Origin of the sequence: uncultured Marinobacter sp., from assembly GCF_947488835.1 — a bacterium.
Lineage (GTDB): Bacteria > Pseudomonadota > Gammaproteobacteria > Pseudomonadales > Oleiphilaceae > Marinobacter.
Genome location: NZ_CANLBK010000001.1, coordinates 571,178 through 586,847 on the forward strand (window position 1 = coordinate 571,178; position 15,670 = coordinate 586,847).

Here is a 15,670-nt window from a genome sequence, read left to right on the forward strand (position 1 = left end):
TATCACTCGTTCTCAAGAAAATGTCTGACAGCATCGGCAACCGGACGGGTATCTCCATCAAGGTGACAATGATGTCCTCCAGGCACATCAACCATTTTCAGATCCGATATCGCTTCCGCACGACTATCAAGCCCTTTTCGCGTGGTCAGCAGTCCTTCCTTGGCCCTCACAAACAGAGTAGGCGCTTTAACGGCCTTCAAAGAAGCCACTACCTGCTCCTCGGTCATCATCAATGGCGAAGGGTGCCGCAAACGAGCATCGGTTCGCCAACCGTATCCTTCTGCCTCAGGCTTCACGTTACGGGAAATCAAAGCCAGTGCTGCTTCATGGCTCAAGGGGCTAAACCCACCTTCACGAACTTTAGCTGCAGCGGCAATATCAGCATAGATCGCTGGGCGGCCAGATCCGGCGATCCGCTTTTTAATGGATTTGCGTAGCTGTGGAATGGTTTCGGCTGCCGGATGGCTCAGTGCGCCAAGGCTGTCGATCATGACCAGCTTGCGCACCCTGTCAGGAAACGCAGCTGCATAGAGCGCACCCACAATACCGCCTAATGAGTGGCCAACAATGTCGAGCTGATCCAAGCCACTGAAATGCGTTTCTATCAACTCGGCAAGGTCTGCCACGTAATCCATCAATTGGTAGCTTTGCCCTGGGGGGCGGTGCCCGGAATGACCGTGGCCCGCCATATCCACTGCGTACAACACCGACTGCTGCGCCAACTCTGGTGCTAGCCGGGAAAAAGTCAGGCTGTTATCCAGCCATCCATGGAGCAATATAATCGGTGGGTTAGCGGGCTCAGCAGACTGTGGAGATTTGCACCAGTTCAGGCCCGCAAGCGTGATGTGCTGCAGTGGCCACACCATCTCGCGCACAACAGGCTCGCTGCCTTGAGCGTTCGGCGTTAAGGCAAGGTCATTCATCTGTGTAAAGCCCCTCACATTGTATGTGTTGGGCGATCAGAGCTCAGAGAACCGGCAAGATAGGATTCAATCTTGGTTTTGGCACTTTCATCATCACCGTTAAACTGAACGCCAATACCGGCCGCCCGATTACCCTGCGCGCCTTTTGGCGTAATCCAGATAACCTTACCGGCAACCGGCAACTTCTCTGGTTCATCCATCAGGTTCAACAACAAGAACACTTCGTCGCCAAGCTGATATTGCTTTTGCGTAGGTATAAACAGACCGCCCTGGCGAATGTATGGCATATAGGCGGCGTATAAAACCGCTTTATCCTTGATCGTCAGGGTAAGAATGCCGCTGCGTGCGCCGAATCCGGGCCCCATATCTGACACCTTCTGAAATTGATTATTTTAAGATTAAATAAAAACTCTTTATATTGCCCGATGATAGCAGGAGTTCTAACGAAAAGCGTAATCAGGACGCTCGGCGCCTTGTGGGCATAAGTTCCCGCCAGGCGATCAGCAGCCGGCTGGCCTCAAGCTCGGGGTTTACATTGTAGACCCCCGCCGTGCGGGCCTCTCGAACCATGTCCAGCAGCTCATGGGCGCGCCATGCCGGGTTATTGCTCGCCAGGAACCCGATCATTTCTCCGGCCTCGTGGTCGCTGGCTTTACCCCCGGCACACAGTCGGGCCAAATCGGCGGCCCAGCCTTCAAATAACCACAGCATATCTTCCAGCCCAAGCGCCTTGAACGCTTTGGCGGCTTCCGCCACCGCCACCTGGCCTCTCATGAACTGACGGAACTTGTCGAATGCATCATCCCGTAGCCCGGGAAACTCACCTGTTGCATATTCCAGCGCCAAGCGCGGTGCGTTACCCGCCAGCATCAGCGATTTGGTCAGAAGCTCCGCAGATGGTTTTTTGTCGCCTTCCATATGTGTAACTTTGGTGGCAAGCCACTGATCAGCTTGCTCCGTTGACGGCAGTGGAATAGACAGCACCTGACACCGGGAGCGAATAGTAGGTAATACAGGCCTGCCACTCTCTTGCAAAAGTATAAGCACGAAGTCTGGCACGGGCTCTTCAAGGGTTTTCAGTAACGCATTGGCAGAATTGATGTTGAGCTGATCGGCACGATCAATCACCGCAATCTTGCGACCAGCCACTTGCGGTGACGACACGGCGAACGCCGATAGCGACCTTATCTGCTCAATTCGTATCATCCGGGACTTTTCCGGCGAAAACACCCGAACATCCGGGTGGCTGGATGCCGAGAGAAGTTGGCACTGACGGCACTCACCACAGGCAACCGGCGCACCGCCTTCCTTGTGCAAAGGCGCGGAACATAATAACAAGCCGGAAACCGCATCGGCCCAAGCTCGCTTGCCTACACCACACTCACCATTAACCAACAACGCATGGGGAAGCCGGCCCTCAGACAGAAGACGTTGAATCATCTGCCAGGGTTTCTCCAGCCACGGCATTTCTAGAGCAATATCAGTCACTGTGTTTTCCTGAAGGGGCATTGGAGCTTGGTATTTTCGGCTGAGCTTTGCCGGCCCTGCGAAGCTGCCGCTTCATAGTACTCAACAATCGGCGCAAACGCCTCAGCTCATCATCGTGGTGCTGGCCGTTATCGCCTTTGGCAGAACCAGGAGCCGATACAGCACTATAGTAATGGCTGTTAACCATCCGGGCAAAAAGACGTGCCGATTCGGCTACAGCAGGTTCAGCCGCCGCCAGCCTTGAAGCCAGAGTGGCCGGGGTTTCGCCACTTCTTACCGGCACCCCTGCACGCCCGCATAGCTGATACCAGCCATCCAGCAACCGAATATAGCGGTCCTTGCTGCGCCCTCTGCGTATTTGCAAGGCCGATATCAGGCCCGCTATCAAGAGGCCAACGCCGACAATACCGGCGGTGAAGTAGCCTAACTCTTTCATACCGAACCCACCGGGCAAACGGGACATGAAGTTCAATTGGCTTTGACCCTGATAACCCACCACCCAGCGCTGCCATTGATAATTCACTCGATCAAGCTGTTGGCTCATCCATCTTATTACAGCCACATTCCCATACCGCTGTGCAGATGCCCAGTTGTTTTCAAGGAAGGACCCTTCGTCGGCCACTGCTTCCCGCAAGCCAGATTCAATTCTTCTTGGTGAGATAGCAGCGGTGGGATCAAGGCGAATCCAACCCTCACCTTCAACCCAGGCTTCAACCCATGCGTGGGCATCGTATTGGCGCACAACCAGGTACTCATTACCCGCCCCGCTTTCGCCCCCTTGATACCCGACCACAACCCTTGCCGGAATTCCGGCCGAGCGCAGCACAAATGTGGTGGCTCCCGCGTAATGGGCGCAGAACCCGCGCATTTCATCAAAAAGCAGGCTGTCTATTCCGTCGCTCGGCATTCTGGGTGGGCGCAAGGTATAGAAGTAGGGCTGCTCCCGAAACCGGTTCAACAGCGTCCGGATAACACCCATATCATCCGTGGACTGCCTCAGCTGTGCTGCCAATTCGCGGGCTCTCGGGTTTCCCGATGCGGGCAACTGCAAATAGCGACGCGCGTCGCCGGGTTTTAGAGTTTCGCTGACTTGCACTGCGGAATCGTTAAACGCCAATCTGTAACGAACGGCGCTATCTGCAGGCCGCCGGAAGCGAAACAAATCTTCAGCCTCTTTCACTACGTTGTCTGAAACCGCTACGGAATTTTCCAGGGCAAACGCCCAGCGCTTATCGGTTGGCTCCATCAACACATCGTATTGCCCGGGCTCCAGCGCTCCAATTCCGCCGTCAACATCAACCCGCCCCGGTCGACGGAAAGGTTCGTAACCACTCTGGCGCCAGGTGCCATTATCGAGGGTATCGAGAATCAGCCCACGCCAATATCTGTCTCGGTGTGCGGGAATGGGACCACCAAAGGTCACCCGAAACGCCCGCGCACTGCTTTGCGCAAGGTTTGAAATATCTCCCGGCCGCATGGTGTCGCTGATTCCACTGCGGGCCTGGCCAGACACCAATGGCACACTCCAAAGCGGTTCCATGCGCGGGAAGAACACAAACAACAACACAACAACCGGCAGCACTTTCAGTAACATGCTTGCCAGCCTGCGCCACCCCGCTTTTATTCCTCCAGGTAAATCCGGCGCATTAAGCACCTGCAACCCAATCAACAATAAGGCGATGGAACCGATGTTCACCAACGCCCAATGAATTTCCTGATGAAACAGGAAGTTTACTGTGGCCAGGTACACCAGAATATAAAACAGCACGTAGAAGTCACGGGCGCTGCGGGTTTCCAGCCACTTCAAGCCAACGGTCAGTACAAAGAACGATGCCGCTGTATCCACGGTGAAGCTTCCTTGGACTCGCACCAGGTATACCGCAATCAGCGCCAGCATAATCCCGGTTCGAAGCCAGCGCCCTGGTAAGCGCACACGGCCTTGTTGGGCGAGCCATCGCCAGCCCGCAAGCGCAACGCACACAAGGATCAGCCACAGGGGCAGGCGATCAATCTGAGGCGTTAGCAATAACGCAAAACTCGCCATCAACCAGAGCAGCGCCTGGGATGGCAGGCTGTCGCTCTGTTTTTCAGGCTCCGGCGTCGACCGGCTCCAAAAACTCATGTTCTGGCCCCTGCCATCGCTTTCCCACCCGAATCTGTATTGCTGCGTGTTCCGTGGGCCGCTCTGAGCATATCCCTTGGTTTTTCTTCACCCCAAACCGCCAGCGCCCGAAGGCAACGGGTTGCATGGGCTTGGCCAGAATCTGGCTCTATAACTTGCCCCGGCAGGTTCAAACCAAAGCGTGCCCCACTCTTGCCGCGCTCAATCACGAGCCAGGACAAGTAACTGAGCCGTAGTTCGTGGTCAGTGCCGGAAAACGCATTAAAATCCAACCAATGGGGGCTGCCCTTATCGGCTTCCCAATCAGCCACCACCATCTGGCCGCTGCGTGCAAATCGTTTCCACATAACGCGTTGGCTCATATCCCCATCACGCCAAGGCCTTAATTCCGCATGATCATTACCCTCGGGCGAACGGGTGCTTGACGTTTGATCGCCATCATCTACGGCGCTGGCAACATCGGAAGCGGCAACCGGCCTGGGAAACACAACACCCGCTGAAACCGGCCTCATCCAGGACCAGGCCTTGAGTAAACCAAAGGGGAAACGGGTTTCAATTCGAATACTGTCCGGCCGCAGGTAACCCCGAAAGGCCGAACCCACCGGCAAAGCCACGTCTGCAGACTGCCCGGAAGGCACATGGCCCAAGCTTACCTGTGTGTCGCCATCCGAAAGCGCAATGGCTATGGCGTCGTCTTTACCGGCGGCGGCCCGTAATCGAAAGATAATGTCATCCCCAGCAAATCCCTCCCCCGCTTGAACCAAGGTAAGCTCCAGACCAGACAGGTTTCGGTGGGTTTGGTGCATGGCACCCACAAACACGGTCCCAAGGAGAAAAGTAACCAGATAAATCAGACTGTTCTGATAATTAATGGCGGTAAGCAGCATAATCAGTAAAAGCACGCCGAATACCACGCCAGCCGCCGTAGGTAAGATGAAAAGATTTTTCTGGGTGAATCGCTGCACGTCGGAGCGCGGAATTCGACGGTTGATCCAGCGCTGCCAACGGCTACGGATGAGTCTGCTCATTATGTCCCTGAAGCGAGAAGATTGAATAGAAGTTCAGCACATCGAACATTCATTGCCATGTTACCCCGCAACGCAGCGGTTTTATAACTCTACGACCAATCAAGGATTCTGATCACAAACTAACACCCACACTCTTGAAATGAAGCGGGACAACCCGAATACTGCTAAATAGAGAGATGCGTACTGATTGCTGTAACCTCAGACACGCCTCGTACCTGAGTTTATCGCAGCAAGAGGCCAGACTATGAACCACCAACACCTGCCAGGCAGGCACAAGCTCCGCGTGGCCAGCCTTAATAAAAGTGCAACCCCTATCGCAGCGGCCATTGCGGCCACGCTTGCAGCCGCTTCAGTGCCGGCGTTTGCGGGCGTCCAGACCATGACCTCTGATGAGATGGTCGATACCTACGTTAAAGATTCTGCGGTTATTGTTGTACCCAGAGAAGGCCGCAAATCGGAAGCCGACCGTCAGCGTATCATCCGCGCTCTTACCATTTCCCCTGGTGAGCCGGTTGTTACCGAAGCAGAAGAAGAAGCCTACCGCGAAGGCCTGCAACGTCTTACCGACGAAAACCAATCCGATGCACTGGTTAGCGCCGAAGAAGAATTCCTGCGCCGGGCGCTGCTGCTTCCCCAGGAGGAACTGGCAAGAGCTCAGCCGCCGGCAGACTTCACGCCAAACCTTCCACCTTTAATCTTCGGCCAGCAGATGCAGATTCCGGATGAACCCTTCACCCAATCGTTTCTTAACGATCAGTTGGGCATAGGTTTTGATGGGCAGAACCTGAACTTCTCCATCGGCAATCCGCCGGGTATAGATCAGATTCATCTTCCTCAGGGAATAAATGAAGGGCCGATTCAGCTAACGCCACGGCCAGGTGGTGGGTTTGATCTTTCTATTCGAGTGCCTGATCAGTAAGTAGCAGCCCCCTTCCAGACACAGACGTAAACAAAACGGCAGTTTGTATTCGCAAGCTGCCGTTTTTTTTGTGCCTTTGAAACTGCATAGTTCTTTATATTTCTTTTCTATAAACGAAAAACGCCCCGCAGAGCGGGGCGCTTCAACACTACTGGTGGTCAGGTCAGATTAGTGACCGTATACCGCCAGCTTGGTGTTGGTTATAGCTACGTTGTCGAGCGCAACGGAACCGATGGAAGCGCCACCAATTTCGATGCTGGCAACCGAAACATCCATATAGATGTTGTTAACATCGATGCGGAGTACGTCAGTTGCTGTAGAAGCGCCAAGGCCGGAGCCTTTGTAGACATCCAAGTTAGCATTGGCGAACCCTGCCAATACTAGGGCTTCTTGTGAAGTTGGCGCGAGACCAAACTCACCGTCGGCATCCGCCGCCATTACAGAGCCATCGCCATCATAGTCGAAGTTTCCACCAGCACCGGTGATCTTCAGACCACGAACACCCACACCCAAGAAATCAACATCAAAGTCCATATTTTCAACGCTAAATGCTGCTACCAGGTTCAGGTGATCAGTTGCAGTGTCAACACGAATGTCAAGCTGTGCCAACATACCGAAGCCACTCAGATTCGAAATCAGAGTCGTGCTGTCTGTTCCAGTATTACCAGCCAGCAACTCCATGGAACCAATGTTCAGACCCCAATCGATCGGATTGCTGTCAAGTGTACTAACGTGAATGATCGCGTCGCCGTCGTCAGCAATGTCGATATCAACCTTGATCTGGTCCAGCAGGTCATTAAAGCCAGCACCAGCGCCGATTGTAGTCACACCAGCACCACCAAGAACGATATCGTTCACTGCGAAGGAACCTTCGTCGGTGTACTTGAACTGGCCAATAGACACTTTGGTTTCCAGCTCAATGGTGACACCGGCCTGACCGGTTACGTCGCCCATTGCGGTGTCGTTCATGGCTTGCAGTTCTGCGTTAGCTGCGAATGGGGCAGCCGCCATAGCAGTGATCAAAGCAATTCTTTTCAGGCCTTTCATATTGTTCTCCTTATAAACTCATTTTGTTTTTCTTGCTGAGCTTTTCGTTTTGGATGTGGAGATCGTTAATCCACGATTCCATTTAAGATTGTTTTACAGTCCTAGTCCGTGACCGCATTCACACTTCGTTAACACTGCATTTACATGCCGTAACGAATGTCGATTGGCTCTCACATCAATTCGTGGTGTTCGCTTCGGGCTTGCTGTCATGGAAGATCTGAAAAGGCTTCTCAGTAGTAACCGGCTCCCCATAGGTCACCTGGCCATTTTCCACCTGATATGGAACAACCTTGTTACCGGAAATGCCCAAGCGATGCTCAAACTCAATCACCAAGGCTTCATCATCGCTACCCTCACGAATTTTCCCTGTGTAGAGAATAACCGACCCATGGATCTTCCCGTGACGCGCCACAGATTTAAGGGCCGCACGATACATAAGAATACGAATCTGAGCCGGCGCCTCCTTTGCCTGCTCATCTATATTAATTCGCTTAACGGTGACGCCGTCTTCAAGAAGCATCCACGCTGAAGGCATGTTGGGCTCTGAGTCGGCCAAAGTCTCCGTATACTCATCGGTCGCCTGCTCAGTCAAATGAAGTATTTGCTGTTGGCCAAGAACTGCGTATTTTGACAGCTCCAGCTTTATGGCCATTTCCTGCTCTGGGGTTAGTTCAGCGGGGGGCGCTTCCTCGGCGCTTGCGGCAGGAACAGCAAAAAACACAGTAAGTAGAAGAGCGGTTTGCAGCGACTTTCCAAGATAAGACGTCATTATTGATCCTGTTTTATTAGCGGTAGCTTCTACGCTAAGACTTGCAACTCGGCTAGAATGCGACGTTCCAGTTCCGAGCAGGCAGTCTTCGTTTTTTTGTATTTTCATTAGACCAGCCGCCTTCTAGGTCCGACAATGCAAATTTTGTGGCCTGAGTATCATTATTCCAATTAACCGGAGTTAATTTGCTACTTCCTGTTTCCCCAATGTTAAGTCGCGAAGACTACGAACAACTACTCGAGCAAGCCGCCACCCAATCAGACTTTGCCTACCTGGGAAGTATTGGAGCTGGTAACGGCCGCGGTTCGTTTAGTGGGTTTACGGCCTGCGCGATTGCCACAAAGATCATTGAGCCGGATACTGACTTGCTACTCGACACAAACACCCTCGCCACAGAAATGGAAAGCCTGGTTCATCGCTACCAAAGCTCGGCGCAAGAGCCGCAAACCTACCTGACAGGTGGCTGGGTGGGTTTTCTGAGTTACGAATTCGGCTACATGAAAGAATCCCGCCTTGCTCCACTGTGCCCTGCGACTTTAACTCCCCTGCTCTTTGCAGGCTTTTATCTTTGGGCTGCAAGCCACAACCGAACCACCGATACGTATCACCTTTGGGTTCACCCCGAATGCCCAGAGTGGGTGCGCAGCAAGCTTCACCGGTGGCAGCACACTACACCTGTGCCCAGCGAAACCGTGACTGGGGAGACGGCAGACTGGAAAATGATTTCGCCGTTCAAGCCACGCCAACCAGCCGAAGAATTCATTAACGGTGTCGGCGTGATCAAGGACTACATAAATGCTGGCGACTGTTATCAGGTGAATCTTTCCCAGGAGTTTCAGGGTTGCTATCAAGGAACGCCCTGGGCGGCATTTCAGGCGCTGGCCGAAGCCAATCCAACACCTTACAGCGCTTTCCTGAAAACCGATTCTGGCTCGGTTCTGTCGATCTCACCGGAACGCTTCCTGGAAATTCGCGGCCGCACCGTTAAGACCAGCCCGATCAAAGGCACTCGGCCAAGAGGTACAACACCATCCGACGATATGGCTTATGCGGCAGAGCTGGAAGCATCCGAGAAGGACCGTGCCGAGAACCTGATGATTGTCGACTTACTAAGGAACGACTTAAGTGTGCACGCTGCGGCCGGGTCCGTATCCGTGGACAGCTTATTTGCCCTTGAGTCCTACCGGAACGTGCATCACCTGGTCAGCCACATTCGCGCCGAGTTGGCGGAGGGCGTTTCACCCATGCAGGTGCTGTTCGATGCCTTCCCAGGCGGCTCTATAACCGGCGCACCTAAAATTCGAGCCATGGAGATTATCAGGGAGCTTGAGCCCCATTGGCGCGGGCCCTATTGCGGATCGGTGTTTTATCGGGGCCTGGACGGCACACTGGATAGTAATATTGCTATTCGCACTATGCTATGTGAGAAAGAAAAGGCTAAGGGGCAAGCACAGGAGCAAGGAAGTATTCGTTGTTGGGGCGGTGGCGGGATCGTTGCGGATTCAGACCCGGAAAGCGAATACCAGGAAACCCTCACCAAAGTAAAACCACTGATGGATTTCCTGGAGAATCTTACCCAGAGCGAGTAGCACCGCTCTGGGCTGAAGGCCCTTTACAAAAGGCTCCTCAAAAACACCTTACGATCAAACGCTGTGAACAGCGCTCGCCTTCAGGAATTCTTTCTTCAAATCTTCAAATTCATGTACCGCCGGATACTGCGGGAACTCATCAATCACGTTTTTAGGTGCGTGGAACAGAATGCCTGCTTCCGCCTGCCCCAGCATGGTGGTGTCGTTGTAGGAATCACCCGCTGCAATAACGCGATAGTTCAATAGCTGGAAGGCACGCACCGACTGGCGTTTGGGGTCTCTCTGGCGCAGCAGGTAATTGGTAATCTGACCGTTCTCCGCCACTTCCAGCTTGTGGCACAAAAGCGCGGGGTAGCCCAGCTTTTTCATCAACGGCATGGCGAATTCGTAAAAGGTGTCTGACAGAATCACCACCTGGAACCGCTCACGCAGCCAATCCAGAAACTCACGGGCGCCCGGCAGCGGGTCCAATGTACCGATCACTTCCTGAATGGCCGGCAGGCCGTATCCGTGCTCATCCAGAATCCGCAGACGCTGCTTCATCAGAACATCGTAATCCGGAATGTCACGGGTGGTGGCCTTGAGCTCTTCAATACCGGTTTTTTCTGCAAATGCGATCCAGATTTCCGGGATCAATACGCCTTCAAGGTCAAGACATGCCAGTTCCACAGTGATCTCCTGATTCAATGATTCAAGTGTTAGTTCTGAATGAGAGCATGGCCTGCCCCCTGATATTGACGCGGTATGATAAGAAATATCCCGGCAAAAAGCATCGTGCATCCCGATAAAACACCAGGATATTCAGGGTTCGCTCGCCCACTTCGCTATAACCATATAGATTGTCATTCCTTCATGGAATTAGCCATTTAATGTAACCTGCACGAAACCCCATCAAGGTATTACTATTTTATGAGCAATATCCACGAGCTACAGAACGAACTGGCCGGTGAAAGCCCAAGGGGAATTCTGAAGGCTGCCTTCAAGCGCTATGACAACATCGCTATTTCTTTTAGTGGCGCCGAGGACGTGGTGCTTATCGAAATGGCCCACAAGCTGACGGACAACCTGAAAGTGTTCACACTGGATACCGGCCGTCTCCACCCGGAAACCTACGAATTTATTGAACGGGTCCGCAAGCATTACGGCATAGCCATTGAAGTGCTGTTTCCAGATACCTATGAAGTACAGGATCTGGTCAACCAAAAGGGTTTATTCAGCTTTTTTGAGGACGGTCACAGCGAGTGCTGCGGGATGCGAAAAGTAAACCCGCTCAAGCGCAAACTCGCAGGCGTTGACGCCTGGATTACGGGCCAACGTAAAGATCAGAGCCCGGGAACCCGGAATGAAGTGCCTGTTGTTCAAGAAGACGCAACCTTCTCTGCCCCTGACAAGGCTCTGGTGAAATTTAACCCCCTGGCGAACTGGACATCCAAAGAAGTGTGGGACTACATCCGCATGTCAGAAGTACCCTACAACGCGCTGCACGAACAGGGGTATGTCAGTATTGGTTGTCAGCCCTGCACTCGCCCAGTACTACCAGGACAGCACGAGCGCGAAGGCCGCTGGTGGTGGGAAGAAGCCACACAGAAAGAGTGTGGCCTGCACGCAGGGAACCTGATTGCCCGCCAGTGAACACTGGCGAATGACCCGTCAACTAAGCGCTTATAGAACCGGCAGCTTTATGTCTTTGAACAAGGCTTCTATTTCACTGCGGCTACTCTGGCGAGCCACCGCTGCATCAACCACATCTTTTGTCAGGTGTGGTGCGAAGCGCTGAATAAACTCGTACATATAACCTCGCAAGAAGGTGCCCTTGCGGAAACCGATTCGCGTAACACTCGCACTAAATAGCTTTTTGGCATCCAGCGCGACCAGATCCGGGTCCATTTTTGGATCGAACGCCATGCTCGCGATGATTCCAACCCCAAGCCCCAGGCGCACATAGGTTTTGATAACGTCGGCGTCTGCTGCAGTGAACACCACCTTGGGTGTCAAGCCCTTGGACTTGAACGCCTCATCAAGCTTCGAGCGCCCTGTAAAACCAAACACGTAGGTTACCAAGGGGTGCTCTGCCAGTGCTTCCAACGTCAGTTCAGGTAATTTGGCCAGCGGGTGGTCTTTAGGCACAATCACCGTGCGGTTCCAGCGGTAACAAGGCATCATTATAAGATCGTTGAACAGCTCCATAGCTTCAGTCGCTATGGCGAAATCGACCGCGCCCGTTGCGGCCATTTCAGAAATTTGCATGGGTGTGCCCTGGTGCATATGCAGGGAAACATCCGGGTAGGTCTCTATAAAGCCACTGATCACTGGCGGCAGTGCATATCGCGCCTGGGTGTGAGTGGTGGCGATGCTCAGCTCACCTTTGCGCTGGTTACTGAACTCCTGAGCGATCTTTTTAATTCCCTCCGCTCGGCGTAAAATCTCACCTGCCTCACGAACGATAATTTCGCCCCCCGGGGTAATGCGGGTGAGATGTTTACCACTGCGGGCAAAAATCTCCAGCCCCAGTTCATCTTCAAGAAGGCGAATTTGCTTGGAAATACCCGGCTGAGACGTAAAAAGACTCTGGGCGGTTGCCGACACGTTGAGATCATGGTGCGCAACTTCCCAAATATAGCGCAGCTGTTGTAACTTCATTGGCCTTGTCGCTCCCTGAGTTATTAGCCTGAGGCGGACTGCAAGTGGGTGTACACGGAAAAACAGTAACTAAGAATACGCATAAGAGATCCGTTTTTCATTCTTTTTTAGTATAGATGAGCCCTTTGATTCAGTTTAGACCAAAATTGCGCCTGCGCAGCCTGTAACGCAGGTGTTTGTTTCTCCAGCCATTGACTTGAGATACACAAAGCACACAATCCCAGTTCAACTTTCTATCTGGCATACAGGTCGTCAATGCTGTTAACCACCAAATTCCTAAGGCCAGCGAGCGATCCCAAAGCCGTGCAGCGCGAGCGACTTAGCTCACTGTTAGCGCCTGGCCATCCGAAGCGGCTCAACCTTGTATTGGCCCCGGCAGGGTTTGGAAAAACAACCCTGGTAAGCCAGTGGTGCGCACGCACCAGCGGACCTATTGCCTGGCTCTCCCTCGATGAGCACGACGATGACCCCCAGCGTTTTTGGCAATACATTGCCAGCGCATTTGAACACGCAGGCCTCACGGGGCTTGAACCCTGCCATAAAAGCCTTTCGGGTAGCACAGATGACAGCATTAACAGCGCGATCACGGCACTGGTTAATGCCTTGGCTGCGGATGGTGGCCCCTGGGTTCTGGTGCTGGATGATTTTCAGTTTGCTGCCAACGACCGTATTCACCGGCAGTTTGGGTACTTTGTGGACTACCTCCCTGCGGATGTGACCGTTACCTTGATCTCCCGCTCCGAGCCTCCCCTGCCTCTGGCTCGCTGGCGCGTGCGACGTTGGGTGCAGGAGGTCCACCCGGCACTTCTGGCGTTTTCCGAAGATGAATGCCGGGAATTTTTTCACACCACCATGGGCATGGCCATTTCAGAGAAGGATGTGCAGGCCATCTGCCACCGTACCGAAGGCTGGGTAGCGGCCCTGCAGCTTTCTGCTCTATCAGGCAGTGACAGTGGTCTGGAGCAGATCAAATCGGGCGCAGACCAAGGTGTTCCTTCCACCGCGCTGAGCATCGACGAGCGACACATCAGTGATTACGTGCTCAGCGAGGTGCTCGACAAACAGCCTGCTGAAACTGTGGCCTTCTTGCTCGACACCGCTTGCTGCCCACGACTGTGCGCTTCCATGTGCGACTCTATTCGTGACACTGCCAATAGTCAGGAGATGCTGGAAACCTTGCTCTCGCAGCACCTGTTCCTGATTCCTCTGGACAATCACAGCGAATGGTTCCGTTACCACGACCTGTTTCGAGATGCCTTACTCCAGCGGATTGGGCAGGCCGACCCCGCCCGGGCGCACCGCCTCTGGCAACGAACGGTAGAATGGTTGATTGACCACGGGCAAGTTCAGGGTGCCATAGCCCAGATTGTGCAGAATAGAGACTGGCCGTGGCTGGCGCAGGTATTAGCGACACACGGCAACAACCTTATTCATGGTGGGTATCACTTGCCGGTCCTGAACTGGCTCGATGAGTTGCCCGTGGATGACGTTAAAGAAAGCCCTCAGTTGCAGATGCTTCGGGTGTGGGGCCATTTTTTCGCGAATCGACTCGATAACCTGGAACACCTGCTGGCCAATGTGGAAGATTTGCTTGATCAGCGCGTCGCTGATTCCGCCCCGGATGCCGAGGGCGCACTTGGCGTGCAAAGTGAGATAACCTTGATACGCTCCTACCTTGCCCGCTCACGCAGCGATGACAAGAACGCCAGTGACCTCACTCGCCAGGTGCTTGCAGAAATAGATCACACGAAAATTCCCCTCAAATCCGTAACCTACTATGGCCTTGGCCTGGACGATTACGGCAAAGGTGACTTGCCAGGGGCCGAAGAAGCCCTGAAATCTGCGGTTCATTACGGGCAGGTTGAACGCAAGCCAAGCACCGTTCTCTCAAGCGGTGGTTTGCTCGCGTGGATACAGTACAACCGTGGCGACATGGATCTGGCCCTCGAGACCTGCACAAAGGTACGCAAGTGGGTAGATCAACACTACGCAGACCCAAGCCAGCCAAGGCTTATTTCCTGCTGGCTTAGCGCTTCACTGACGGAAATTTTCCGGGAGCGAAACCAGCTTCGGGATGCAGCAGCTCACCTGGAGCCTTTGCTTGAACACGTAAACAAGGGCGCTGAGCCAGGCCAGCATATAATTATCCAGCATGTGCGCGGGCACTTGGCCTTCAGCGATGGCCGTTATCAGGAAGCCATAGAGTATCTTGAAGACGCGGAGCAAGTCGGTCGTAAACGCCGGGAGCACATCGTGTTTGAACCACCCGCCAGCTCTGCCCTGTTTGCGCGCTGCTACCTCGCGGGTGGGCAAACCGCCCAAGCTCGCAGCATTCTTGAATCCGTCGAGAGCCATACGCTGACTAATCCGCTGAACAGGGAGCAGAACAGCATCAGCTATGCGCGGCTGTTGGTTGATGAAGGCAAGCCGGAACAGGCACTGGATATCCTCGATGCACTGATGGCAGCCGCCATGCATAACGAGCATACCCGGCACGTTGTTGAAGCCTTGCTTGTATCAGCTGAAGCGCTGGACCAGCTAAACCGTCCTGAAGAGAGCGAGGATCGCCTTGCACGGGCAGTGGCTGTTGCTGCCGAAGCCGGATTTTTGAGACTGTTTGCTGAAGAAAGTCCTCGTTTGCAGGCGCTACTGGCGGAATCCCCCACCCTCAATAATGGGGGCAGCTGGCAGCGCAACCTGACCGAGATGCTTTTAAGTCCGAACAGTAAGCCCGCCGATAACGTTCCGCAAACCTCTATTGAAACGAGCACCAAGGGTTCAGCTCAGGCACTTGCGGAGCCTCTGAGCCAACGTGAACTCGAAGTACTGGATCTCATTAATGCAGGCTATTCCAACAAGGACATTGCGGTACGCATGGGTGTGGCACCGGCCACGGTAAAAGCCCACATACGTAACCTCTACGGCAAGCTGGACGTAGGCCGGCGAACAGAAGCTCTGGCCCGAGCCCGTGAATTGGGCATCCTAACCGGGTGATTTTGTGACACACATCACATAGCGCAGGAAGTTTCTACCCGTGCTACGCCCTTTGGACGATTCGGCTACGCCCCCTACTCCCTTATTATTGTTTCCAAGGTGAGGCAACCCCTCGCTACGAATTCTGAAACTTCAGGCCTTCAGTGTTCTT

At 53.7% G+C, this 15,670-nt stretch carries 13 protein-coding genes; 4 read left to right on the plus strand and 9 right to left on the minus strand.

Translation table 11 applies throughout. The annotated features are described in order from the left end of the window. Positions 1-2: 2 nt before the first annotated feature. The 5 genes from Q0824_RS02680 to Q0824_RS02700 form a co-directional block, all read right to left on the minus strand. Positions 3-923, minus strand: a complete 921-nt coding sequence (locus Q0824_RS02680) for an alpha/beta hydrolase (RefSeq protein ID WP_298447290.1) — start codon at positions 921-923, stop codon at positions 3-5. A gap of 14 nt (positions 924-937) precedes the next feature. Then, the gene (locus Q0824_RS02685) at positions 938-1,288 is read right to left on the minus strand and encodes a PilZ domain-containing protein (protein WP_200200787.1); all 351 of its coding nucleotides are present in this window, start codon (positions 1,286-1,288) and stop codon (positions 938-940) included. A 91-nt stretch (positions 1,289-1,379) separates the two neighbouring features. Further along, positions 1,380-2,411 carry a DNA polymerase III subunit delta' gene (locus tag Q0824_RS02690; protein ID WP_298447293.1) on the minus strand — a complete coding sequence of 344 codons (1,032 nt, stop codon included), beginning with the start codon at positions 2,409-2,411 and terminating at the stop codon, positions 1,380-1,382. Beyond that, positions 2,404-4,533, minus strand: a complete 2,130-nt coding sequence (locus Q0824_RS02695) for a transglutaminaseTgpA domain-containing protein (RefSeq protein WP_298447295.1) — start codon at positions 4,531-4,533, stop codon at positions 2,404-2,406. Before Q0824_RS02695 ends, Q0824_RS02690 begins: the two co-directional genes overlap by 8 nt. Then, a complete protein-coding gene (locus Q0824_RS02700; protein ID WP_298447297.1) occupies positions 4,530-5,561 on the minus strand; it encodes a DUF58 domain-containing protein in 1,032 nt (343 codons plus the stop codon). Before Q0824_RS02700 ends, Q0824_RS02695 begins: the two co-directional genes overlap by 4 nt. 244 nt (positions 5,562-5,805) lie before the next feature. On the opposite strand from Q0824_RS02700, the gene Q0824_RS02705 reads away from it, so the two are divergent. Then, on the plus strand, positions 5,806-6,480 hold the full coding sequence (locus tag Q0824_RS02705) for a hypothetical protein (protein ID WP_298447299.1): 675 nt from the start codon (positions 5,806-5,808) through the stop codon (positions 6,478-6,480). Positions 6,481-6,648: 168 nt separating this feature from the next. On the opposite strand, the gene Q0824_RS02710 is transcribed toward Q0824_RS02705, so the two are convergent. Next, positions 6,649-7,527: a DUF6160 family protein gene (locus tag Q0824_RS02710; RefSeq protein ID WP_298447301.1), complete on the minus strand. Its 879-nt coding sequence runs from the start codon at positions 7,525-7,527 to the stop codon at positions 6,649-6,651. Positions 7,528-7,702: 175 nt separating this feature from the next. Beyond that, positions 7,703-8,296 (minus strand): hypothetical protein, encoded by a 594-nt coding sequence (locus Q0824_RS02715; RefSeq protein ID WP_298447303.1) that lies wholly within the window; start codon positions 8,294-8,296, stop codon positions 7,703-7,705. A 206-nt stretch (positions 8,297-8,502) separates the two neighbouring features. On the opposite strand from Q0824_RS02715, the gene pabB reads away from it, so the two are divergent. Continuing rightward, positions 8,503-9,885: an aminodeoxychorismate synthase component I gene (gene pabB, locus Q0824_RS02720; RefSeq protein WP_298447304.1), complete on the plus strand. Its 1,383-nt coding sequence runs from the start codon at positions 8,503-8,505 to the stop codon at positions 9,883-9,885. Positions 9,886-9,939: 54 nt separating this feature from the next. Here pabB and thrH read toward each other — a convergent pair whose 3' ends face one another. Then, positions 9,940-10,554, minus strand: a complete 615-nt coding sequence (gene thrH, locus Q0824_RS02725) for a bifunctional phosphoserine phosphatase/homoserine phosphotransferase ThrH (RefSeq protein WP_200369501.1) — start codon at positions 10,552-10,554, stop codon at positions 9,940-9,942. Between the two features lie 240 nt (positions 10,555-10,794). On the opposite strand from thrH, the gene Q0824_RS02730 reads away from it, so the two are divergent. Continuing rightward, positions 10,795-11,517 carry a phosphoadenylyl-sulfate reductase gene (locus tag Q0824_RS02730; protein ID WP_298447308.1) on the plus strand — a complete coding sequence of 241 codons (723 nt, stop codon included), beginning with the start codon at positions 10,795-10,797 and terminating at the stop codon, positions 11,515-11,517. A gap of 30 nt (positions 11,518-11,547) precedes the next feature. On the opposite strand, the gene cysB is transcribed toward Q0824_RS02730, so the two are convergent. Next, positions 11,548-12,525: an HTH-type transcriptional regulator CysB gene (cysB, locus tag Q0824_RS02735; RefSeq protein WP_298447310.1), complete on the minus strand. Its 978-nt coding sequence runs from the start codon at positions 12,523-12,525 to the stop codon at positions 11,548-11,550. 255 nt (positions 12,526-12,780) lie between these two features. On the opposite strand from cysB, the gene Q0824_RS02740 reads away from it, so the two are divergent. After that, positions 12,781-15,519, plus strand: coding sequence for a LuxR C-terminal-related transcriptional regulator (locus Q0824_RS02740; protein ID WP_298447312.1), 2,739 nt, complete (start codon positions 12,781-12,783; stop codon positions 15,517-15,519). The last annotated feature ends 151 nt before the right edge of the window (positions 15,520-15,670 follow it).